The 22,620-nt window shown below is 53.0% G+C and carries 23 protein-coding genes and 1 riboswitch; of the genes, 16 read left to right on the forward strand and 7 right to left on the reverse strand.

All coding sequences use genetic code 11. The annotated features are described in order from the left end of the window. Positions 1-91: 91 nt before the first annotated feature. Positions 92-277: riboswitch (cobalamin riboswitch) on the reverse strand. A 258-nt stretch (positions 278-535) separates the two neighbouring features. Beyond that, positions 536-1,522, forward strand: a complete 987-nt coding sequence (locus MRY86_RS21925; RefSeq protein WP_293563214.1) for a DNA cytosine methyltransferase — start codon at positions 536-538, stop codon at positions 1,520-1,522. 1 nt (position 1,523) lies between these two features. Here the strand turns inward: MRY86_RS21925 and MRY86_RS21930 are convergent, their stop codons facing one another. From MRY86_RS21930 to MRY86_RS21940, 3 genes are read right to left on the reverse strand one after another with little or no spacing between them, the layout of a single operon-like run. Then, positions 1,524-1,859, reverse strand: coding sequence for a hypothetical protein (locus MRY86_RS21930; protein ID WP_293563213.1), 336 nt, complete (start codon positions 1,857-1,859; stop codon positions 1,524-1,526). Then, positions 1,840-2,598, reverse strand: coding sequence for an HNH endonuclease (locus tag MRY86_RS21935; protein WP_293563212.1), 759 nt, complete (start codon positions 2,596-2,598; stop codon positions 1,840-1,842). Before MRY86_RS21935 ends, MRY86_RS21930 begins: the two co-directional genes overlap by 20 nt. 12 nt (positions 2,599-2,610) lie before the next feature. Then, complete coding sequence (locus tag MRY86_RS21940; protein ID WP_044216985.1) at positions 2,611-3,183, reverse strand: hypothetical protein; 573 nt, start codon at positions 3,181-3,183, stop codon at positions 2,611-2,613. Positions 3,184-3,298: 115 nt separating this feature from the next. On the opposite strand from MRY86_RS21940, the gene trxA reads away from it, so the two are divergent. Next, positions 3,299-3,670 (forward strand): thioredoxin, encoded by a 372-nt coding sequence (trxA, locus tag MRY86_RS21945; RefSeq protein ID WP_293563211.1) that lies wholly within the window; start codon positions 3,299-3,301, stop codon positions 3,668-3,670. 4 nt (positions 3,671-3,674) lie between these two features. Here the strand turns inward: trxA and MRY86_RS21950 are convergent, their stop codons facing one another. Beyond that, positions 3,675-4,499, reverse strand: a complete 825-nt coding sequence (locus MRY86_RS21950) for a ZIP family metal transporter (RefSeq protein WP_293563210.1) — start codon at positions 4,497-4,499, stop codon at positions 3,675-3,677. 154 nt (positions 4,500-4,653) lie between these two features. On the opposite strand from MRY86_RS21950, the gene MRY86_RS21955 reads away from it, so the two are divergent. The 14 genes from MRY86_RS21955 to MRY86_RS22020 all read left to right on the forward strand — a co-directional run bounded on the left by MRY86_RS21955 (position 4,654) and on the right by MRY86_RS22020 (position 19,847). Then, the gene (locus tag MRY86_RS21955) at positions 4,654-5,034 is read left to right on the forward strand and encodes a hypothetical protein (RefSeq protein WP_293563209.1); all 381 of its coding nucleotides are present in this window, start codon (positions 4,654-4,656) and stop codon (positions 5,032-5,034) included. 11 nt (positions 5,035-5,045) lie between these two features. Beyond that, positions 5,046-9,974, forward strand: coding sequence for a 2-oxoacid:acceptor oxidoreductase family protein (locus MRY86_RS21960; protein WP_293563208.1), 4,929 nt, complete (start codon positions 5,046-5,048; stop codon positions 9,972-9,974). Next, positions 9,974-11,332 carry an electron transport complex subunit RsxC gene (gene rsxC / locus MRY86_RS21965; RefSeq protein WP_293563207.1) on the forward strand — a complete coding sequence of 453 codons (1,359 nt, stop codon included), beginning with the start codon at positions 9,974-9,976 and terminating at the stop codon, positions 11,330-11,332. Before MRY86_RS21960 ends, rsxC begins: the two co-directional genes overlap by 1 nt. Continuing rightward, the gene (locus MRY86_RS21970; protein ID WP_293563206.1) at positions 11,325-12,344 is read left to right on the forward strand and encodes an RnfABCDGE type electron transport complex subunit D; all 1,020 of its coding nucleotides are present in this window, start codon (positions 11,325-11,327) and stop codon (positions 12,342-12,344) included. Before rsxC ends, MRY86_RS21970 begins: the two co-directional genes overlap by 8 nt. After that, positions 12,341-13,048, forward strand: coding sequence for an FMN-binding protein (locus tag MRY86_RS21975; protein ID WP_293563205.1), 708 nt, complete (start codon positions 12,341-12,343; stop codon positions 13,046-13,048). The genes MRY86_RS21970 and MRY86_RS21975 overlap by 4 nt, the downstream gene beginning before the upstream one ends. Continuing rightward, positions 13,041-13,688, forward strand: a complete 648-nt coding sequence (locus MRY86_RS21980; RefSeq protein WP_293563204.1) for an electron transport complex subunit E — start codon at positions 13,041-13,043, stop codon at positions 13,686-13,688. The genes MRY86_RS21975 and MRY86_RS21980 overlap by 8 nt, the downstream gene beginning before the upstream one ends. Further along, complete coding sequence (locus MRY86_RS21985; protein ID WP_044146027.1) at positions 13,685-14,266, forward strand: RnfABCDGE type electron transport complex subunit A; 582 nt, start codon at positions 13,685-13,687, stop codon at positions 14,264-14,266. The genes MRY86_RS21980 and MRY86_RS21985 overlap by 4 nt, the downstream gene beginning before the upstream one ends. Before the next feature lie 264 nt (positions 14,267-14,530). Further along, entirely contained in the window at positions 14,531-14,713 is a 183-nt protein-coding gene (locus MRY86_RS21990; protein ID WP_282775360.1) for a hypothetical protein, read from the forward strand. A gap of 77 nt (positions 14,714-14,790) precedes the next feature. After that, positions 14,791-15,648, forward strand: a complete 858-nt coding sequence (locus MRY86_RS21995; RefSeq protein ID WP_293563203.1) for a hypothetical protein — start codon at positions 14,791-14,793, stop codon at positions 15,646-15,648. 246 nt (positions 15,649-15,894) lie between these two features. After that, entirely contained in the window at positions 15,895-16,761 is an 867-nt protein-coding gene (locus tag MRY86_RS22000; protein ID WP_293563202.1) for an RnfABCDGE type electron transport complex subunit B, read from the forward strand. A 224-nt stretch (positions 16,762-16,985) separates the two neighbouring features. Further along, entirely contained in the window at positions 16,986-18,284 is a 1,299-nt protein-coding gene (locus MRY86_RS22005) for a hypothetical protein (RefSeq protein WP_293571938.1), read from the forward strand. A 164-nt stretch (positions 18,285-18,448) separates the two neighbouring features. After that, entirely contained in the window at positions 18,449-18,613 is a 165-nt protein-coding gene (locus tag MRY86_RS22010) for a hypothetical protein (RefSeq protein WP_293571940.1), read from the forward strand. Between the two features lie 291 nt (positions 18,614-18,904). Beyond that, a complete protein-coding gene (locus tag MRY86_RS22015) occupies positions 18,905-19,204 on the forward strand; it encodes a hypothetical protein (protein ID WP_293571942.1) in 300 nt (99 codons plus the stop codon). After that, positions 19,161-19,847, forward strand: a complete 687-nt coding sequence (locus MRY86_RS22020) for an endonuclease/exonuclease/phosphatase family protein (RefSeq protein ID WP_293571944.1) — start codon at positions 19,161-19,163, stop codon at positions 19,845-19,847. Before MRY86_RS22015 ends, MRY86_RS22020 begins: the two co-directional genes overlap by 44 nt. 69 nt (positions 19,848-19,916) lie before the next feature. Here MRY86_RS22020 and MRY86_RS22025 read toward each other — a convergent pair whose 3' ends face one another. The 3 genes from MRY86_RS22025 to MRY86_RS22035 all read right to left on the reverse strand — a co-directional run bounded on the left by MRY86_RS22025 (position 19,917) and on the right by MRY86_RS22035 (position 22,516). Next, the gene (locus tag MRY86_RS22025) at positions 19,917-20,609 is read right to left on the reverse strand and encodes an RloB family protein (protein WP_293571945.1); all 693 of its coding nucleotides are present in this window, start codon (positions 20,607-20,609) and stop codon (positions 19,917-19,919) included. Further along, complete coding sequence (locus MRY86_RS22030) at positions 20,593-21,921, reverse strand: ATP-binding protein (RefSeq protein ID WP_293571946.1); 1,329 nt, start codon at positions 21,919-21,921, stop codon at positions 20,593-20,595. The genes MRY86_RS22025 and MRY86_RS22030 overlap by 17 nt, the downstream gene beginning before the upstream one ends. Before the next feature lie 124 nt (positions 21,922-22,045). Next, positions 22,046-22,516, reverse strand: coding sequence for a hypothetical protein (locus tag MRY86_RS22035; RefSeq protein WP_293571947.1), 471 nt, complete (start codon positions 22,514-22,516; stop codon positions 22,046-22,048). Positions 22,517-22,620 lie beyond the last annotated feature (104 nt).

Genomic DNA, 22,620 nt, shown 5'->3' on the forward strand with positions numbered 1-22,620 from the left:
AGGAGCGCGCACCGGCAGGCTGCATCCGGGCTTTGCCCGGGCAAGAACGGTGGCACTGCGCTGTCCTAACTCCCGAAAACTCGCAGTTAAAGAATGATATGTTGGCAACGGCAGGTCTTCTGACTCGCCCCGGCTTTGCCGCCTTCCCGCCTGTAGGCAGTGGCTTGCTGGCAAAACCTGGTGAATGAGGCTCACAGCAGCGGGTACTGTCCGGGATTTTCACCCGGTTCCCTGTTCAATATCGAATGGCTAATCTGTCGCTTAAAGTCATTTGATGTGTGCTCGAATTGAACGCAATACCGTTGGTTCGGGCAAGATACGGAGGTCCGGCTGAGCGATCAAGCAAAGCGAGCGTATAATTACCAACACAATGTGGATAAGTCCCGTAAACCCCTGAATACAAGGGGTTGGAAAAATAGTTTTCCACATATGGGTGTGGAAAACATAGTTGATAAAAGATTTCCCATAATTTCCGTACCTTGTTTGCTCATAAAATTTTGCAGGAGCAGCGCTACTGGGCTGCAGTCCATCAATCATGAGAATTGTTTCCTTCTTCTCGGGCGCCGGCGGGCTCGACCTTGGGTTTACGCGTGCCGGTTTTGACGTGATCTGGGCGAATGAGTACGACCGGGACATCTGGGAGACCTATGTCAAAAACCATGGGCATACGCACCTGGAAAAAAGGAGTATTACGGATGTGGACGCTGCGGACATTCCGGACTGCGACGGCATGATTGGCGGGCCGCCCTGCCAAAGCTGGAGCACCGCGGGCAAGCTGCGGGGCATTAAGGATAACCGGGGCAAGCTGTTCTACGATTTCATCCGTATCCTGGAAGCTAAACAGCCCAAGTTTTTCCTGGCGGAGAATGTGGCGGGCATGTTGCTGCCCCGCAATGCACGCGCCCTGAGTAGCATCAAGCGGCTGTTCAAAAACGCCGGAGAGGGCTATAACCTGTCTTTCCAAAAAATCAATGCGAGCGATTACCTCGTGCCGCAGGACCGCAAACGGGTCTTCTTCATCGGTTACCGCCGCGACCTGGGCAAAAAGTTTGAATTCCCTGCCCCAATTGATATGAAACTCAGCCTGAAGTCGGCCATCGGCGACCTGGCAGATACGGCTATCCCGGCCAAGGATGGCAATTACACCAATGGCAGTGCCTGCCGGGTGCCTAATCATGAATACTTTACCGGTGGCTTTTCCAGCCTCTACATGTCGCGCAACCGTGTGCGCAGTTGGGACGAGGTGTCCTTTACTATTCAGGCGGGTGGCCGGCATGCGCCCCTGCACCCTCAGGCGCCCAAGATGGAAACCGTGGACAAGGATACCAAGCGCTTTGTGCCCGGCAAGGAAGACCTCTACCGCCGGCTCAGTGTGCGCGAAGTAGCCCGCGTCCAAACCTTCCCGGATGACTTCATCTTTTACTACAAGAACCTCGGCGCGGCCTACAAAATGATCGGCAATGCGGTGCCGGTACGGCTGGCGCAGATTATTGCGAGTAAAATAAAAGAAGACTTTGAGTAAGTTATGGAAGCACCTCCTGCTTCAACCGTTTCATGTTGTCCACAAAACTAAAAAAGTCTAGGTCAGTATCCACCTCCTGATCAGTACGGCAAAGCCCAATGAACTCTAACCAATCGTGGTCCAGTTCAGCATCGTAGTAGCCGAAATCTAACTGGGAGATTCCCAGTGCCCTGGGCAGAAAGTATTCCTCATCAATCAGTACATCGCGCAGACGTCGTTCCATTTCATCAATCGTATACTGTCCGCTGCAGGGCAGAACCCGCTTGTCGTAAATCTTGTAATTACCGGCATCCCGGTACAAGTACAGGACTTCGATTTTAGTGAAGGAATCGCTCATCATTGTGGTATTTTAGGAGTTCGGGATCAGGTAAAAAACGTTGCGGAAGGCGGATTGGCTGCCCTTCGTAACGGCTGAAGAATGTACTGGCTTCCTCTGTGGGCAACTGGGGAGATACCCTAACCTTATAATCTGGCGTAATGGTAATCAGGCCAAGTTCGAAAGCCTTATCGTGAAGGGCATTTAGAGCGAGCCCGTTATGTGGATTCAGTCTGAGTTTAGGGGCTTCTGCCCATGGCCGGATATGACCGGCGATCAGGAGCGAAGGGATACCAATACCGGTTATACAGCACGTTTGGTTATAGGCTGCCATGATCATAGACCGGAAAAAATGTTGGTTGACTCTGGCTTTTACAAGGCGTAGCTCTTCTTTACCTTCTGTGATGCCGGGTTCCTGAACAAAATCGTTGGCTCCCTGGCCTTTCCCATACAATTGAGCCCTCAACTGCTCACTTTCGAAAGCCAGTTCTTCCCAATTGTTATTGAAGGCGTCCCAAACTTGTTTGTCCAGCTTGCTATGATTGGAAGCCCCTTTTATACCTCTTTTCTTGAGGCTGGGATCAAGGCTGGCAAAATTTACCAGTTTGAATGCTACAGCATTTGGAGACCGGCCGATCAGCGCTGCCAATTCGATAACCTCCGGGTTTCGGCTGTGCAGTTTGCCGAAAGGCGTTTTGCAATACAGGTTAAAGGTGAGAATAAGCTCTTCTCGGGTCCAGCGTTTCTGTCCTTCTTTCATAGCATTGGATATTTACAACTCCCGCCACTCCAGCCCCTCCCGTTCTGCCGTTTTCTTCAGGTAGCTGCTGTTGCGGATGAACTGCCCAAGGCGCTCCATTTCACCTTCAAAATCGAGGCGGATATCGTCGTGCATTTTCGACAACAGCTTTTGCAGTTTCAGGGCCCGTTTGACCACATAATTGGAGAAAGTGCGCGCCTTGGCCGCCGGGAACTGATCGAGCAGTCCGTCTATGCCTTCCAGAGCCAGATTGAGCATCAGCAGGTTGAGCTCGATCTCCCCGTACTTGTCTTTGGTCGCCTTCACATGCCGGTTGATGTCACCGCTGATGGCGCGCAGGTCAAGCAGCAAAAAGCCCGGCGAGTAGAAAGCCCGGATGGCGTAGGTCACATCCCGCTCGATGCTGATGGCGAGTTCGCTGCGTCTCTCCTCCCGGCTGCCAGCCCCTTCCAGCAGCTCGAAGGTCAGGCGATTGACCAGGGCTTCCTCTTTGGCGATAAGGCGGAAGAGCAGCTTGTCTTTTTCCTTGTCGGGCATTTTAGAAATCGCGGCTTTGAGTTCGTCCGGTAGTTTTTGCCTGGGCATTTATCTGGTTTTTTCCCAAAATAAGGAACATCACCTGTTCCCAAAAGCCAAAGTGGCATTTATCACTGAAACTCTTTTCGGGCCCTTTTACCTTTGCCCAAAATGTAGAACGATTATGCCACGACAAGTCAACCGTAAAACCTTCCGCCCTCTGGTCCTAAATGCCGAAACGCCCGTTGTTGTTGATGTCTGGGCGGATTGGTGTGGCCCCTGCCATGCCCTGTCCCCCAATTTTGCTGCCGCCGCTGAAGAAGCTGGTGACAACGCCCGTTTCGTCAAGCTCGATGCCGAAAAGAACCAGAAACTGGTCAAGCAGTATCAGGTCCGCAGCCTGCCCACGATTCTGTACTTTAAGGATGGGGAAGTGGTCGACCGCAGCACCGGTGTGGTGTCCAAAGGGGCTATCCTTAAGCGGTTGCGCCCCCTTTTGCCGGAAGGTGCAGAGGGCGAGGTCAAAGGCGGAGCCTGGTGGAAGTTTTGGGAGTAGGCGCTCAGCCCAGCGCCACATCCAAACTCATCATCAGCGTAAAGCCTGCCAGGGTGGCAATGGTTGCCAGGTCGGTATTGCCCGCTTGCTGTGATTCCGGGATAAGCTCTTCCACCACCACAAAAATCATAGCCCCCGCGGCAAAGCTCAGCGCATAGGGCAGGATGGGCTGCATCATCATCACCGCTGCCGCCCCAACGATGCCGGCAACAGGCTCCACAGCCCCCGACATCTGCCCGTACCAGAACGCCCGCCGCCGGGAAAAACCCTCCCGCCTCAGCGGCACAGATACCGCCGTCCCTTCCGGAAAATTTTGCAGCCCTATGCCTACGGCCAGTGCCACCGCTGCCCCAATGGAAGCCGATGGCAGCCCATGGGCCACCGCACCAAAGGCAACACCCACCGCCAGCCCTTCCGGGATATTATGCAGCGTGATAGCGAGTACCAGTAGCACGCTACGCCTCCAGTTGGTTGATATTCCTTCGGCCTGATCCATCTTCAGGCCCGGGTGCAGGTGGGGCAGCACTTTGTCCACACCTGCCATGAACAACCCACCGCCCATGAAACCCAGTGCAGCGGGTAGCCAGTTGGGCAAAGTACTCACCCGCTCGCTCAGGTCGATGGCCGGAGCCAGCAGTGACCAGAAACTGGCGGCAATCATTACCCCCGCCGCGAAGCCTAACATCGCATCCAGTACCTCCTGTCGGATTTGCCGGAAAAAGAAAACCACCGCTGCGCCCAGAGCCGTCACTCCCCAGGTGAATAAGGTGGTCAACAAAGCTTGTGTAACCGGATGATAATTTCCCAGGGCGGATAAAATGGCGTCCATTCTCTTGTTGTTTATGGTTGCTCAAAAGTAAAACATAACCCACTTAATCCCGGGCAAAGTGACAATGATCACTCATCCCCACTGACAATATTCATTTAAAAACCAACTGTAAACCTGGAATTTTAGGGCACCAATTTAATTAAAACCTAGTGCCATGCGCCAGCAAAATGCTGATCTACTCATTCAGGAAGCTGACCAGCTCCTTGAATTCGCCAGCCACGAAATTGAACGGGCAGAGGAAGACGTTGCCACCCATGCCGTCTGTTTCAACTCCCGCCAATCCATTGTCAATTACTTGTCTTCCTACCTGCAAAAACATGGTAGCGAGCTCCCCGAGCCCATGACGATGGCAGGCTTGTTGGACAAGTGCCGCGATATCGACGGCCGCTTCAACCTCATCGACATTTCCGATATCGGCTGCAAGCACGATGCAGAGGATGAAGCCTACTGTATGGATGTCAAAAAAGTGGCTGACTGCCTGCGTATTGCCAAACAGACCCGCGCCATCGCTATTGATGAGGCGCCCGCCTACTAAAAAAATCCACCATGAAGAAGCAAACCGAGCCCGCCAAGTATCCGGGCACTCGGGTAGCAATGGACGGGAACACCGCTGCGATAATGTGCGAGCGGGAGTCCTCCGACGCTGCCGGTGCCTATCCGATTACCCCCTCCACTCAAATGGGCGAGTATTGGGCCGACGCGGCCGCCAAAGGCCACCTCAATATCTCCGACCGGCCCCTCATTTTTATCGAGCCGGAAGGCGAACACGCTGCTGCGGCGGTCACCGCCGGCCTGTCTATGACGGGCCTGCGCGCTGCCAATTTCTCCTCCGGGCAGGGCATCGCCTACATGCACGAATCCCTCTACGCGGCGGTGGGCAAGCGCCTGACGTACGTGCTGAATATCGGCGCACGGGCTATGACCAAGTCCACCCTTAACGTACACGCGGGCCACGACGATTACCACGCCGTGGACGATACCGGCTTCTTCCAGCTGTTTGCCAAAAAGGCGCAACACGTGGCTGACCTCAATATCATCGCGCACCGCATCGCGGAACTGGCACTCACACCGGGCATTGTGGCGCAGGACGGCTTCCTGACCACCCACCTCATTGAGTCCATGACGCTTCCCGAGCGCGAGCTCATCAAAGAATACCTCGGCCGGCCCGATGACATCATCAAAACGCCGACCGAAGCCCAACGCATTATTTACGGGGACACCCGCCGCCGCATACCCGAGCTCTGGGATGTGGATAATCCGGTCATGGCGGGCATCGTGCAGAATCAGGACAGCTACATGCAGTCCGTTGCGGCACAGCGCCCCTTCTTCTTCGATCACATCAGGCAGCTCACCGAGCAGGCTATGGACGAGTATTATCAGCTCACCGGCCGCCGCTACGAGCGCGTGATGACGTATAAGGTGGAAGATGCCGACTACCTCATCCTCGGGCAGGGCAGCGTGGTACCGAGTGCCGAAGTGGTAGCCGACTACCTGCGTGAAACCCGCGGGCTGAAGGTCGGCGTGGTCGACCTCGTGATGTTCCGCCCCTTCCCGGCTGACCTGCTGGGCAAAATCCTCAAAGGCAAGAAAGGCGTTGCTATCCTTGAGCGCCTCGATCAGCCGCTGGCCGCCGACCTGCCGCTCATGCGGGAAGTACGTGCGAGCCTGACCAAGTGCCTGGAAAACGGCAACTACAAAGACAACCGCCCCTATCCGGAGCTGGAAGCGTACCGACCGGGCGATATGCCGCCCCTGTACTCCGGTTCCTTTGGTATGGGCAGCCGCGACCTACAGCCGGAAGGCATTATCGGTGCGGTAGAGAATATGCTGCCTACGGGCAAAAAGAAAAAGCAGTTTTACCTGTCTATCGACTTCATCCGCGATGTACCCTTTACGCCCAAGCAGCGGGCTTATCAGGAATCCATTCAGGAAGCCTACCCGCATGTGAAGGAACTATCGGTGAGGGGTTCTGAAAACCCGAATCTCATGCCGAAGGGGGCCGTGACGGTCCGTTTCCACTCCATCGGTGGCTGGGGCGCGATTACCACAGGTAAGAACCTGGCAATGACCCTGTTCGACCTGCTCGGGTACGATATCAAAGCCAATCCCAAGTATGGTTCTGAAAAGAAAGGACAGCCGACGACTTACTATCTGTCTGCTGCTCCGGAGCCCATCCGTGTCAACTGTGAGTACGTATACGTGGATGTGGTGCTTTCACCGGATCCCAACGTCTTCAAGCACACCAACGCACTGGCGGGCCTGAAGAAAGGCGGCACCTTTATTATACAGAGCGACAAGAGCAGCCCGGCGGAAGTCTGGGCCGATATCCCCAAGCCGTATCAGAAGATCATCGTGGATAATAACATCCGCCTGTTCTACATCGATGGCTTCAAAATTGCCCGCGAGGAAGCAACCGATCCCGAACTGCAACTCCGCATGCAGGGTATCGCTTTCCAAGGTGCCTTCTTCGCCGCTTCTCCGCTTATGGAGAAAGCCAACCTGACCGAAGACAGCCTGCTCAAGGCCATTGAAGATCAGGTGCAGTCGAAATTTGGCAGTAAAGGGCAGCGCGTGGTGGATGACAACATGCGCGTGGTACGCCGTGGCTTTGACGAAGTCGGCGAGGTGACGGACAAGGTCGTTGGCGCCGGGCACGATGCCAAAGCGAATGCTGTCAAGCCGATCCCGCTTCCCGCTATGCTCAAGGATACGCCACAAAGTGCATCCAAGCTGAGCGATATCCACCGCTTCTGGGAGCAGACGGGCAGCTTCTACCAGCAGGGCAGTGGCAATGATAATCTCACCGATCCCTTTATCGGGCTGAGTGTGATGCCTGCGGCCTCCTCTTTGTTCCGCGATATGACCGGTATCCGGTTCAATCATCCGGAATGGATTGCCGAGAACTGCACCGCCTGCGGCAAATGCTACACCATCTGTCCGGACACAGCACTGCCAGGATTGGTTTCCAAACTGTCTGATGTGCTCGACACCGTTGTGCAGCGCGTGAAAAACAACCACGGCAAGCTCAATTACCTACCGAAAGCGGTCCGTCAGATGGAGCCGGAAATCCGCGCCTTGTTCAACGAGGGCGATGACCGGGCCAAGGTCAACACCATGATCCGTGAGGTGGTCGACAAAACCGTTCGCGAAAGCGGCAACACCAACGGCATGGCGCAGGAATTTGACTGGTTCCTTGAGGAATTGGGCGACTTCCAGTTTGCGCTCACCCGCCCGTACTACGACCTGAAAGAAAAGCAACAAGCCGGCAGCGGCGGCCTGTTCAGCATTACCCTGAACCCGACCACCTGCAAGGGCTGTATGGAATGTATCGAAGTCTGCGATGACGACGCCCTGCGCCCCATCACACAGACCGAAGACTCCGTAGCTACCCTGCGGCAGAACTGGGACCTCTGGACCGACCTGCCCAACACGCCGGAAGAATACAACCGCATTGACGATCTGGAAGAAAAGATCGGCCCGCTGGAGACCCTCCTCCTCAACAAGGATGCCTATCAAAACTTCGCAAGTGGCGATGGCGCCTGCCTGGGCTGTTCTGAAAAGTCAGTTGTACACATCTTTACCGCTACCGTAGAGGCGCTCATGCAGCCACGCATCAGGCAGCACGTGACCCGCCTGACGGAGCTCATCAACCGCCTGGAGCAGCACATTCAGCAGAAGCTGTTCAGCACGGTGAATGTGAGCGACGCCGACCTGATGACGAAGATCGTTTCCGAAATGAGCAGTGGCGACCTGACCGTATCCGGTATCGCCCGCCGTTTTGAGTCGGAAAAAGGCACACAGCCGATCGACCAGGAATGGCTGCGCGAAGTCTCCCAGCTGCTGGCCAAACTGAAGAACCTAAAGTGGAAATACACAGATGGCCTGACCGGCAAGGGGCGTACCAATATGGGCATGCTCAATTCCACCGGCTGTACCTCTGTATGGGGCAGTACCTACCCGTACAACCCCTACCCATTTCCATGGGCCAACCACCTCTTCCAGGATTCCCCGTCAATGGCGATGGGCGTCTTTGAGGGGCATATGGCCAAAATGGCAGAGGGCTTCAAAACCATCCGCAAGGCCGAGCTGATGCTCGATGGCAAATACGACCCGAGCGAGCACGATTCCTTCCTCACCTACTTCAACTGGCAACAGTTTACCGATGAGGAATGGCTGCTTTGCCCACCGGTAGTCGCCCTGGGCGGTGATGGTGCCATGTACGACATCGGCTTCCAAAACCTCTCCCGCCTGATGGCCTCCGGCAAGCCGATCAAGGTCATCGTGGTGGATACGCAGGTGTACTCCAATACCGGAGGTCAGGCCTGTACTTCGGGCTTCATCGGCCAGGTATCCGATATGGCGCAGTACGGCAAAGTCTGGAAAGGTAAGCCGGAGCCGCGTAAGGAAATCGGGCTGATCGCTATGGCCCACCGCAACACCTACGTGATGCAGGGTACCCTGTCGAACACCAGCCATATGATCGAAGGCTTCATCGACGGCCTGATGGCGAAGCGCCCGGCTTTGTTCAACCTGTACACCACCTGTCAGCCGGAGCACGGCGTAGCCGACGACCTCGGCGCGCATCAGGCGAAGCTGGCGGTAGAATCCCGGGCTTATCCGGTATTCAGGTACAATCCGGATCTGGGTGTGAAGCCGGAAGAGGCATTCGACCTCAGCGGCAACCCGGACCTGCACAGCAACTGGCCCACTTATCAGCTCAAGTACCAGGAAAATGGCCGTGAGAAGAGCATGGAAGTGGCGATGACTTTCGCCGACTTTGCCCTTACTGAGGCACGCTTCCGCAAACACTTCCGTAAAGTGCCGCGCGAAGCCTGGAACGACAATATGGTCGTCCTGACCGATTTCCTCGAAATGAGCGCCGAAGAACGGGAAGGCAAATTCCCATTCATCTGGACGGTGGACCAAAGGCAGCACCTTACCCGGGTGCTCGTGGCAGAAACCATCGTAGCTTCCTGTGAGGAACGCCGCGACTTCTGGATCATGCTGCGCGCTATCGCCGGAGTGAAGGAGGAGGTGGAAGCCGCTCCGGAAGACCTGGAAGGCAAGATCCGCAACGAGGTGGTCAGCAATATCGCCAAAGGGCTGATGAAGATGGCCGCCGGCGGCAAGTTCGATGAGCTGGGTGTAGATACCGCTGCGCTCAACTTCGATGCAGCACCTGTCACCAATGGCAGCGCAGCAGAAGCAGAGACCGCTGTAGCGACCGCCACAGGACAAGGGCCCTGGATAGAATCCGAAGAGTGCACGGCCTGTGACGAGTGCATCAAGATCAACTCGAAGGTATTTGCTTACAACAGCAATAATCAAGCTGAGATTAAAGATCCCAATGCCGGTTCCTACGAGGACCTGGTGAAAGCAGCCGAGAAATGCACCGCGCAGGTCATCCACCCCGGCCTGCCCGCCAATCCGGAAGGACAGGAGAAATGGATCAAGCGAGGCGAAAAGTACAACTAATGGGGCTGTTTAATTTTAGAAATAGCACCTTTCGCCACGGCATCCACCCGCCGGAGCACAAGAGCGAGACCAATGGCCTGCCCATCCGGCAGTTTGCCTTTGCGCCGCTGCTCGTACTGCCTGTATCGCAGCACATCGGTGCCCCTTCCAAAATCATAGTTCGGGAAGGGCAGGAAGTGATGCGCGGGCAGCTCCTGGCGGAAGCCGGTGGCTACGTTTCGGTACCGCTGCACGCGCCGGTCTCCGGCCGGGTACGCAAGATCGCGAACGTGCCTACGGCAAAAGGGGAAATGTCCCTGGGCATTTACCTGGAAGCCTTCCCTGCCTCCGGGCAGGAAGTGCTGGAAAGCGACGGGCTCGACTGGCAGGCCGCTACGCCGGAGGACATCCTGCAAGGCATTCAGAATGCCGGTATTGTGGGCCTCGGCGGGGCGGCCTTCCCTACCCACGTCAAGCTGAAAGTGCCGGAAGGCAAGCAGTGTGAAGTACTGTTGCTCAACGGCATCGAATGCGAGCCTTACCTGACCACCGACCACCGCGTCATGCTGGAACAGGCGGAGGATATCTTCATGGGCATCCGCTACCTGCTGAAAGCCACCGGTGCGCCACGCGCCATTATTGGCATAGAAGCCAACAAAAAAGACGCCGCGGAGCACCTGTCCCGGAATATCCCGGAAGGGCTGCCCGTGACGGTGGAAGTCGTGCCGGTCAAGTACCCGCAGGGCTCTGAGAAAATGCTCATTACTTCGGTCATGGGCAGGGAAGTGCCCTCGGGCGGGCTGCCGATTGATGTTGGTGCGGTAGTGGTGAATGTAGCGACTACGGCTGAGATCGGCCGGCTGTTGCCCCACGGGCGCGGCATACAGGAGCGGGTGGTAACCATCACCGGGCCGGGCGTAAAAAAGAAAGGCAATTACCTTATCCCCGTTGGGACGCCCCTGCGCTTTGTACTGGAAGAAGTCGGCGTAGCGGATAACCTCAGCGAGGTCTACCTCGGTGGCCCGATGATGGGCATGGCGGTCTCCAACCTGGATATTTCCATCACCAAGGGGACTTCCGGTATTTTGGCCTTTACGGATAATGAAGTGCGCCGGGCGGACAAGGTCTACCCCTGCATTAAGTGCGGGGCTTGCGTAGACGCCTGTCCGATTTCCCTCAACCCGTCACAAATGGGCATACTGGCGAAGTTTGAAGCCTACGACGAGATGGCAGCCAATCACAACCTGATGGACTGCTTCGAGTGTGGCTCCTGCTCTTATGTCTGCCCGTCCAATATCCCGCTGGTGCAGTATTTCCGGATGTCGAAGGGCGTGGTCCGCAAGCGGGCGGCGGCCAAAAAGGAAGCAGCGAATGTTTAAGCAGACCCTACATATCAGCACCTCTCCCCACCTCAAGCTGGGCGTCAGTACGGACGACATCATGCGCAATGTGGTGTGGGCGATGCTGCCGGCATCGGCTTTTGCGGTCTACGCCTTTGGGCTGAGCGTATTCCTTTTGCTCGTCACCTCTGTAGCGGCGGCCATTCTGACCGAGCACCTGCTTTGCCGCTGGTCGGGTAAGGAAAGCACGGTCAATGACTGGTCCGCAGCGATCACAGGCCTGCTTTTGGGCCTGACCCTGCCCCCGGCCTTCCCGCTGTGGATGGCCTTTGTGGGCAGTGTAATTGCGATTGCCCTCGGTAAATTTGCTTTCGGCGGATTGGGGTACAACACTTTCAATCCGGCGCTGGTCGGGCGTGCGGTACTGCAAGCGGCTTTCCCGGCAGCGATTACCACCTGGCATCCCGCTTTTCTGGAAGGGCGCTTTACGGATATTGCGAGTTCCACTTTGGCACTGCCTTTTATGGAGCCCACTTACGATGCGGTTTCCGGCGCGACACCGCTGTCGGCTTTCAAATTTGACGGAGTAGCGGCAGATTCAGCAGACCTTGCCCTCGGGCTGGTCAGCGGCTCGGCCGGCGAGACCTGCGCCTTGCTGATTGTGCTGGGTGGTATCTACCTCATCGCCCGCAATATGATGAACTGGCGCATACCGGTCTCCATCCTGCTGACGGTATATGTGCTCAGCGGCATCATGCACTGGGTGGATGCGGAGGCTTACCCTTCGCCGGTATTCATGCTGTTTTCCGGCGGATTGATGCTGGGGGCGGTATTCATGGCCACCGATATGGTCGCTTCCCCGCTTACTGCAAAAGGCGTGGTGGTGTACGGTGTGCTGATTGGGCTGCTGGTGGTGGTCATCCGGCTCTGGGGCGGTTTGCCGGAAGGCGTGATGTACGCTATCCTGCTGGCTAATGCCGTATCGCCCCACATTGACAGCGCCCTGCAAAACCGCGTTTACGGAACGGTTAAAAAAGCCAAAGCGACATGAGCGATACGATAACCATAGCACCCGAAAAGAAGCAAGCCGACACCGGCAACAGCAACAAGATGCTGTTCGCCATGGTTGGCATCGGGCTGATGTGCGCCTTGCTCATTGTGCTGACGTACGAGGGCACCAAGCCCATTATCGCAAAAAACAAAGCGGCAGCCCTGGAGCAGGCGATTTTCAAAGTCCTGCCCGGCACTGTGACCACCGCCGGCTACTACTGGGACGGCAACGCATTCACGCCTCTGAACGGCACCGAAGCCGAAGGGCAGCGCGTCTACGCCGGTTTTAGCGAAAGCGGCACCCTGACCGGCTTTGCACTGCCTGCCGTAGGGCTGGGCTACGCTGGTGAAGTGCGCGTACTATACGGATACGACCCTGCGCAGGAAGCCATCGTTGGTTTCTACGTACTAGAGAGCAAAGAGACGCCTGGGCTGGGCGACAAGATAGAGAAAGCCCCCGCCTTCCTGGCCAATTTTGGAGCCCTGTCGGTGGCGGTCGGAACGGGTGGCAACAGCCTGAAGAACAAGATCGCTTACGCCAAAAGCGGCGAAAAGCAGAATGCCTGGGAAGTGGACGGCATTACTGGTGCTACGATTTCCTCCAAGGCGGTGACCGAAGCGCTGAGCACGAGCACCGCCGAATGGGTGCCCAAGCTCTACGAAGCAAAAGAACGATTCAAGCCACAAACGCAAAGCCATGAATAAGCATACGGATAAACCCGGATTTTTCGCGGCACTGGAGGACAGCCCTTCGGCGGATACCTTCCTGCGCGGCTTGTGGAAAGACAACCCGGTTTTTGTGCAGGTGCTGGGCATGTGCCCGGTGCTGGCCGTGACCAATACCGCTGAGAATGCCCTGGCGATGGGGCTGGCTACGGCCTTTGTGCTGTTGATGTCGAATGTGCTGGTGTCTTCCCTGCGCCACTTCATACCGAAGCAGGTGCGCATCGCCTCCTACATTCTCATTATCGCCACCTTTGTGACGATTACGGACTATGCCATCATGGCCATCAGTGTGGAGCTGCACAAAAGCCTGGGCGCATTCATTTCGCTCATCGTGGTGAACTGCCTTATCCTGAGCCGGGCAGAAGCTTTCGCCTCCAAGAATACGGTGGGGCAATCGATGCTTGATGCGCTGGGCATGGGTGTGGGCTTCACTTTCGCCCTGCTTTGCTTAGGCGTTGTGCGGGAGGTACTGGGTAACGGCAGCGTTTTTGGCTTCGGGCTCTTCCCGGACACTTTTCAGGAATGGATTGTGATGATACTGCCGGCCGGTGGCTTCTTCACCCTGGCCATCTGGCTGCTGCTGTTTAATATTCTGAAGCAAAAACGAGCAACGACATGAAAGAGGAATCCCTGTGGTACATCTTCATCAACGCCAGCCTGATCAACAACTTTGTGTTGGCGTACTTCCTGGGCATATGCCCCTTTCTGGGGGTGTCGGGCAAGCTCGAGACGGCTACGAAAATGGGGGGTGCGGTGACCTTTGTGATGCTGATCAGCTCCGTGTGCGCGTACGGTATTAATGCATTTTTGATCGCTGTGGGTGCGCCGTTTCTGCAGCTCATCAGCTTTATCGTGGTGATTGCCTCCACGGTGCAGCTGGTGGAGATGTTTGTGCGCAAGATGAGCCCGGCGCTGTTCCGCGCCCTGGGCATCTTTTTGCCGCTCATCACCACCAATTGCGCGATTCTGGGGCTAGCCCTTTTCCAAACCCAAAAGGGGTACGGAATGGTGGAAAGCCTGGTCTACGCCCTGGGTGCCGGTGCCGGTTTTACCCTCGCCCTGGTGCTGATTGCCGGCTTGCGGGAGCGGCTGGATTTTGCGGAGGTGCCCGGAGTGGTGAAGGGCACGGCTCTGACCCTTTTGATAGCGGGAATTTTGTCGCTGTCGTTTATGGGGTTTGCGGGCTTGGGAGGGTAGGAACTGGGAAATGTAAAACTGCAAAATGATGAATGTAAAATGTAAAAGGCATGTGGGGCGGGTAGGAAATGTAAAACTGCAAAATGGTGAATGTAAAATGTAAAAGGCATACAGAACATGGCTAGGGCAGTCTTCGAACAGAGGAGGCATCCCAAGCTATACCGCATCTCCTGCAAGAGCAGCGCCCCCTTTTTACATTTTACATTACGCATTTAGAATTTTGCCGTTTATAAACCCGGGGGCAACCCCACAAAAATAAGAACCATGACCTCTTCCCTAATCATCGGACTCGTCGGCGTAGTCGCCCTGATGGTCTACTGGCTGCTCATCCAAACCGTATGGCGGCAGATGTTTGCTGATCAGATCACCGATGAAGATGTGCTGGCGGAGCGCCGCAGCTGCGGCAACTGTGGGTGCGGGGGAGGCGTGTGTAAAAAAGAGAGCTGACCTGATTTGACGATTTACCCGAGGCATTGCCACAGCACTTGTCAAGTCTTGAGAATAAACCTTTAAAAACAACAACCATGGCATACTTAGCAGATTATCAGACCGAGCCCCGTTTCCGGGCTGCCGTGCGCAAAACCGAGCGCCTCACGCCAATGGATACCGATGAAGTCCGGGAAATACAGCTGGAAGTGCTGGAGCCTGGCTTCGACTGTGCGGTGGACCAAAGTTTTGGCGTACTGCTGGACCACAAAGATGAATTTGGCAATACCCACCACCACCGCCTGTACAGCGTAGCTGACCTGCCGAAGCGGGAGAATGGCCACACGCTGCTTACCATGCTGGTCAAGCGTTGCGCTTATGTGGACGAGGTCAACGGGGAGCGTTACAAGGGCGTAGCATCCAACTACCTCTGCGACCGAAAGGCCGGGGATGAAATCACTATTACCGGGCCATTTGGGCTGCCCTTTTCGGTGCCGGAAGACAAAACCGCAAACCTGATCCTCATTGGTATGGGAACGGGGATTGCACCCTTCCGTGCCTTTGTCAAGCACATTTTTACGGAAGAGAAAGACTGGAAAGGCAAAATCCGCTTGTTCTACGGTGCCCGTTCCGGCCTGGAGCTGCTTTACCTCAATGACAAGGACGGCGACCTCATGAACTACTACGATGAGGACACTTTCCGCGCATTCCGTGCCCTTAGCCCGCGGCCGAAGTGGCTGGACCCGATTGAGCTGGACAAAGCTATCGAAGACCGCGCATCAGAGCTGCTCGAGATGCTGAATCAGGTGAATACCTACATCTACGTGGCCGGCTACGCTAAGGTGAAAGACAATCTCGACAAAGCCTTTGCCAAAGTACTGGGCTCCAAAGAAAAGTGGGCACAGCGCAAAGCCGAGCTGATTGCCGGCGGCAAGTGGGCGGAGGTGATTTACTAAGTTTTTGGGGGATTAAAACCTGGAATGGGCAAATTGAAGTAGGAGAAAGGCTGTTCCTCAAACCGAGGAAATATGCGACTTCTCCGAAGTCGGTTGACAGGGTGTTAGCAGTGATACAAAGGTGCGACTTCTCCGAAGTCTTCCAGCATATACAGCTTGCTGATACTCTTCACTTGATGTTTGAGGCCGACCGCTACTTTCGATAACTTCAAAATGCTCAAATCTGCATAGTATAAACGAAATGAAATGACAATCCTGACCGCCATAGCTGCCCTCGGAGGCCTGACTTTCTTGCTCGCCCTTATGCTCGTACTGGCCAATAAAAAGCTGTACGTGTACGAAGATCCGCGCATCGATAAGGTAGAGGATATGCTGCCGCACGCCAACTGTGGAGCCTGTGGTTATCCCGGTTGCCGCCCCTTTGCGGAAGCGCTGGTTGGCGGGGAAGCCCTGCCGGGCAAATGTACGGTAAGCTCTGAGGAGGCACGGGAGCGGATCGCCGGGTACCTGGGCGTGGCGCTGGGCAATGAAGACCGCAAAGTCGCCCGCCTGGCCTGTGCCGGTGGGGCGAATGTTGCCCGGGTGCGGGCGCAGTATGAAGGCATGCAGAGCTGTCAGGCTGCCGCATTGGTCAGCGGTGGCGGCAAGGGCTGTTCCTGGGGGTGCCTGGGCTACGGCGACTGCGAGGTAGTCTGTGATTTTGATGCCATACAGATGGACGAACAGGGATTGCCAGTGGTGGATACCGACAAGTGCACGGCTTGTGGCGACTGCGTGGAAGCCTGCCCTAAGGGCTTGTTCTCTCTGGAGCCCCTGCAGAACCACCTCTGGGTAGCCTGCAAAAATCTGGAGCAGGGTAACGACATACTCGAAGACTGCGAGGTGGCCTGTACGGCCTGCGGGCGCTGTGCCATGGATGCGCCCGGCGAGCTGATTGAGATGGCCTATAACCTGCCCGTCATCCACCACGGTGCGGCGGCAGAAAGCAAGGAAGCCATTCAGCGCTGCCCCACCGGCGCTATCGTCTGGTGGAATGCCGATGGGCAGGCGGAGAAAGGCCGGGACGCGAAGAAGATTATCCGGAAGGGGGCGCGGGAAGTGGGGGTGAGCTGAGGTGTTTTTTACTGAATGCTCGGGAAGTGAAAATCTTTCTATATTATGGCGGTTTTATTTCCAGCTTTGGCTTCTTATTGGCACTTGATGGTGGCCTAAGAAAGAAAAAGAGATTGATGCGGCTATCAGATTTAAATCTGAAAAACTGGTAGGATGCTATAAATTCGAAGTGATTTTACTGAAGGCGTCTTTCTTTTATGCAACTTGACATGCTCACGTATCTAATGAACTTACCTACTTTGTTAAAGTATATTCTGATTGGCACGGTCGTTTATGCGGCATTTGTGCTTGCAAAGCAGAAGTATGATGAATATTTATTTCTAGAAAATTACACCCTTTTGGAGGACAAAAATTTTGAACAGCATCTGGTCGAAAGGGGAATTGATACGGATAGTACCGTAAATGGGCGAATCGCAAATGTGGATGCCAGAAAGGTAAAGTCTTTACTTCTGAATGATAAGGACATCAAAAGCCTAAAAGGGATAGCCTCATTTAAAAATTTGGCACACCTTTATTGTGTAAGTAATCAGTTACAGAAATTGGATATTTCTAGTAACGATGCACTGGTTTCATTGTACTGCCACAGAAATAAGCTGACCGAACTTGACGTGTCTAAGAATTTGGAATTAACGCACTTGGAATGCTCTGCAAACCAAATCGAAGAAATAGATGTGTCAGCTAACACCTCCTTAGAATTACTTGGAGTTGGAGCTAATCCCATAAAAAAGCTGGATTTATCGACTAATAAAACATTAGAAAAGCTTTGGGTAGGAAAAACTCAAATTGAGAGGCTAGACATATCCGGTAACCAAAATATTACAACCCTGTATTGTAGACAAGGCACCTTGCGCGAAATTGTCTTGCCAAAAGACTCATCTCAGCTTAAGGCACTTTATTGTGATGGTAATCGAATTAAAGAGCTAAATCTTGCTAGCTTGTCTTTGTTGGAGAATCTCCAGTGTTTTGGGAATGAGCTCAAATCACTTGATTTGAGTGCTAATCTAAACTTGAAGGAATTGGATTGTTCTGAAAACAAGCTGCGGCGCTTGGATTTAATAAACATGAGGCGGCTAAAGAGGATGTCATGTGATAAGAATGAGATCGTCGAGTTGAAACTAAATGGTTGTTCCAAATTAGAATATATTAGCTGTGAATTCAATAAAATTGACGAAATTGATCTTTCGACAAACATGGCTTTGGTCACCTTAAATTGTAGATTCAATTTATTGAAAGAACTCAATATAGATGCTAATCATAAGTTGTCAGCTCTTGATTTTATGAATAACCAGCTGGATAAAATAAACCTTTCCGAGTGTCCAAGATTACATATTATATCAGGTGTAGGCAACCGTTTGGAATGGGTGAATTTATCCAATGTCGAAGCCAAAGGTATTGTTAAACTCACTGAAAACTCAGCTCACCTGAAAATATGTGTTACAGAACATTCAAAAAACACAAGGCTTAAGTGGCGAATAGACCCTTCAGCTCAATTCGTATTAGATTGTTCTGGGTATGGTGAATAGGAACCGGGAAAGATAAATACTGTGCAGTTTCTCATGGCTTAGCGGAATAGCCCCGGCTTTACTAATCACATCGCACTGTAGTGCAACTCTTATTCAGAATAATGCCTGCAAAGCATACGGAACACCAACAAGTTGACCCCTTCATACTTTAGCGCAAATACCAAATGAAGGTAGAGCGCCTCAAGTTCGGTGGCCACCGTCCCTCCCTCCGGATTATAGATCTTTGGAAAGTGAAGAATGTCGTGCGCACCCAGCCTCGTCTTCCTGCGGCTGGTATTGACCACCGCGATCTGCCTCGGTACCGGTACCGAGGCAGCGCCAGGCGGTGAATGATGGCTGCATAGCCAACTACACTAACCTTACCCGGAAGTGCCAGGACCTTAAAATCAGGCGCAGCTGTCGAAAAATAGGCGCTCATGAGTTTATTTTTTAAATATAGGCGCAAGATACGCTTTTTGCAAGCCGTATTCAATGCCTGCCGCAGGTGCTTCTCAACGGCTTACTCTGGAGCAAAAGCCGGGATCCGCTTGCATTTGAGCCTTTCGGATGGCACAAATTGGGGTGGAAAAGTGTTTTCTTATAAGAAGATTCATTTTTTCTGAAAGCACAACTTTACGCCCATGGTAGCCTTTGAAAAACCAGATTATACCTTCCCTTTTTCCGTAGAGGCAGAACGGCAGCACCTGCTGCAGCACAAAGACAAGCGGGGCATCCCAGATAAGAGAGCGGACCGCCTGTTGATTGCCACCTGGAACGTAGCCAACCTGGGGCTGCACGAGCGCACAGAAGCCCACTATCAGCTGATTGCTGAGATCATGAGCTGGTTATATTGTAGCCGTTCAGGAAGTTTACGACGACCTCAGCGGGCTGTATCAGTTGGAGTCCTTCATTGGCTCTTCCTACGAGCCCATGTTCACTGACCGGGGCGGGAATGATGAGCGGGCCGCCTACTTTTACGATACGGCCAAGGTGGAGCGGATGCCTATGACCGGTGAGCTGGGGATAGAGCCCTTCGCGCAGCGCTGGATCCGGCTGCCGGGCGTGGATCAGGCCTTCCGCGGGTTCGACCGCAATCCTTACATCGGCAGTTTTCAGTTTGGCAACCATCGGTTCATGCTGGTCAATGCGCATCTGTTCTTTGGAGGCACGGCTTCTGCGGATATGAACCGCCGGGCGCTCGAAGCGTACGCGGTAGGCCGCTACGCAGACCTGCGCCGGGACGACGAGTATGCCTTTTCTCCCAACATCATTGCGCTGGGCGATTTCAACATACCGATTGCCGCATCTGGAGATCCGATTTACGATGCCCTGTCCAGGCGCGGGCTGACCGTCCCGAAGCACTCCACCCGCATTGCCTCCAGCATTTCCACCGATGCACAGTACGATCAGGTGGCGTTTTTCCCAAGCCTGAAGCGCAAAATCAAAAACAGCGGAGTCTTTGACTATGACAGCGCTGTCTTTTCCGAGCTTTGGGACCGGCTCAGCGAGGAGGACTTTAAAGCGTACTGCCGGTACTACATCTCAGACCACCGTCCGATGTGGGTGGAGGTGGATTTTGATTGATAAGGGGCGGGATCCCCCTTAGAATGGGCCTGGTTTTCAGGTTGGGTCGCCGTATTTTAGCTTGTCAGACTATAAATATTGATTCAACTCTTGGACCAATTGAAAAACAGTTGTACAGGGGTTTCTATCAGAAAAAACCAAATGAGCTTGCTCGTCATGTATTTTTTTTGCTCGATAAATGGCTTTTTCTTGATTCGCATGCTCATCTTCTAAAAGCATTTGGTATATCCTTTCACAAAAAGCCTTAGCTTTTCCATCCTTTGAATAATTGCATCCCCAAAGCTCACTTAGCCTTTCAAAAAACTGACCCCTATTCCAGGGCGTGTCAAGGTATTGATAATGCAAAACAAACCAAAGTTCGAAGGTGTCGTTTGAGTAAGCCACGTTGATATTGTTCTTGTGAGCCAGCTCTATAGCCCTATTGTAATCCTCTTTTTGTTGGTTCGCATGCTCGTGATTAATATCCATATCAAACACTACCCACACTTCTTTTTCCTTAAGGGATTCATCAGATGTCAGAAGCTCTATGACACTTTCTACCAATTTAGTTTTCGATTGCCCCAGCCCGAAAGATTCAACCTGAGCATTTCCGAGAGGAAAAGATTTAAAATATTCGGGTTCGGTGTTCATGCCTTCGCACACGATATAAAAGGACTTGGCCTTGGACCGCGTTTCAATATGAGGTGGTTTCGTTTTAGTCAACTTTTTGTTCCAAGCCTTTCCCCGATCAGTTTTCTTAACTTTCCTACTCACCGCCCACATAGTTTTCAACAGCTCTTTCCAAGGCTGTCAGGTTATGCGGAACGGCGTTGTACTTGCCCATCAAATAATCTTTCTCAAACGAACTGTCATTACGCACGCCTTTAAATTCTGCCAGAGCGTACAGTTCTGTAGCACCCGTGGTATCCTTTTTAGTGAAGGCGATCTGATCTCTTCTCAGCAATCGGGCGTCCAGTAAATTAGAGTCATGGGATACAAAGATGAGCTGAGCATTCCGCTTGTTTGTATTGGGAGAATGAAAAAGCTCAATGATTTTTCTACTAAGATTGGGGTGCAGCCGGGCATCAAACTCGTCAATGACAAACAGTCCCCCATGATCCAAAGTGTGAAAAAGGAAAGGACTTAAGGTAGCCAGTTTTTTTGTGCCTTCTGCTTCCTGTGAGTGCAAGGTTAGAGGAACCTCCATCAAGTTGCCGCCACTATCCTTGGCCGATCTGTAAATGACCACATAGCCCGCTTTTCGGTTTTCATTGGGCTCCTGAACCATAGATATGCGCGATGTTGCTTCCGCTTTTGGAACATCCACTATGTCCAATCTGGATATTTTGGGATCGATAGATTGTAAAAAATGGGTTAATCGCTTTGAAAAACTTTTATCTTGATCTAGCTTATTTAGCAGAACTACCCAATTGAAAGGGTCTTCAAGGCCAGACGAAACATTGATGTTTTTTAAAAAAGAGTGGTGTATACTTTTGGCAATACGGCCGTTAAATGCATTGACTAGTGAAAGGAAAAGCACATTTTCGCGGTACAAAGGAGATGCCTGATTAGTTTTGGGAACAAACGCTAACCCTTCCCGAAATTCTTTTTCGTTGATCTTAATTTCATCGCCCTCTCTTTTGAAATAGTACCGTTCTCTTATTTTCGACCCTTTATCTGAAGCGAGTGGTTTTCCAAACAGCCATTCCGTAATTATTCGTGTTTTATCAGCTTCAAAGCCGTACCGATACTGTACGCCCTCGGCGATAAAGGCGATCTGAAAGAAGCTGGGTTCATGGTGTGCTGCTTTTTGGAATAAGAATGGGACGATCTCTTTCTGTAGAATCTGCTCATCCTTTATGCATTCACGAATGATCCTGATCATACTCCGAACCCCCCGGATCAAATTGCTCTTGCCACTCCCGTTCGCACCGAAAATAGCCTTGCTTTTTAGCAGGCTAAAATCTTCCCCTATCTGAAAAAGATTCTCCTGATCTACTTTCTGGAATTTGGACTTGATGGCGGCCGACTGCATGTGCAGTGTCTGAACTTCGTTAAAGGACCAAAAGTTACCAAGGCTAAATTCAATGATCATAATCGCATTATTAGTGTATATTTCACAAATATACGAATAAAATCATTAAAATGCTTGTTCTTGGAGCCGCGAAGAGCGCCTGTATTAGACCACAGCAGAACTGGGTATGGTCTCAAAGACCGGTTCAAAAACCAAACAACTCATAATAAGATTCCTTCCCAAGGTGGTACAAGTTCTTTTGAGCCAGCGCTTCTAAATCGCTGCCGGAATCAATAACGATCCAATCGTCAATAGAGCCCCGGTAGCAATACCTTTGGAAGACGAACTCACGCTCGCTTTTGTGCTGGGTAAGGATGACCCGCATTCGTTCTTCGTACCGTGCAAATCTATTCCAAGTCGCTTCAGGGTTTCCCCGGGTAGCGGAAAGGAAACCTTTCAGTAAGTCTGCCCCCTCGTTTGCCGCTCCACTTTCTTTGGTAAATATGCGAATCTCATCCCCGCAGATATCCAGCTTGAAATCATGCAGCAACTTGTTTTGGCGCAATTCCTTTTCAATGGCAGCTATCTCTGTTGGTTCAATGTGGCTCGCCTTGACTTTTCGGATGTAGGCTTGCCCGGAATCGTATTTTTCAAACACTTCGTACCACGCAGGCACTACGCTGAGTGTATGTTTGGAGCAAACGAGAGTTGATAATCAAAGAGTTGTGGTTATGACTAAATGGAAAAATGCGCGTTTGGCGGGTCAAATAAGTATTTTTC

This window comes from Phaeodactylibacter sp. (genome assembly GCF_022763345.1).
Classification (GTDB): Bacteria; Bacteroidota; Bacteroidia; order Chitinophagales; family Saprospiraceae; genus Phaeodactylibacter.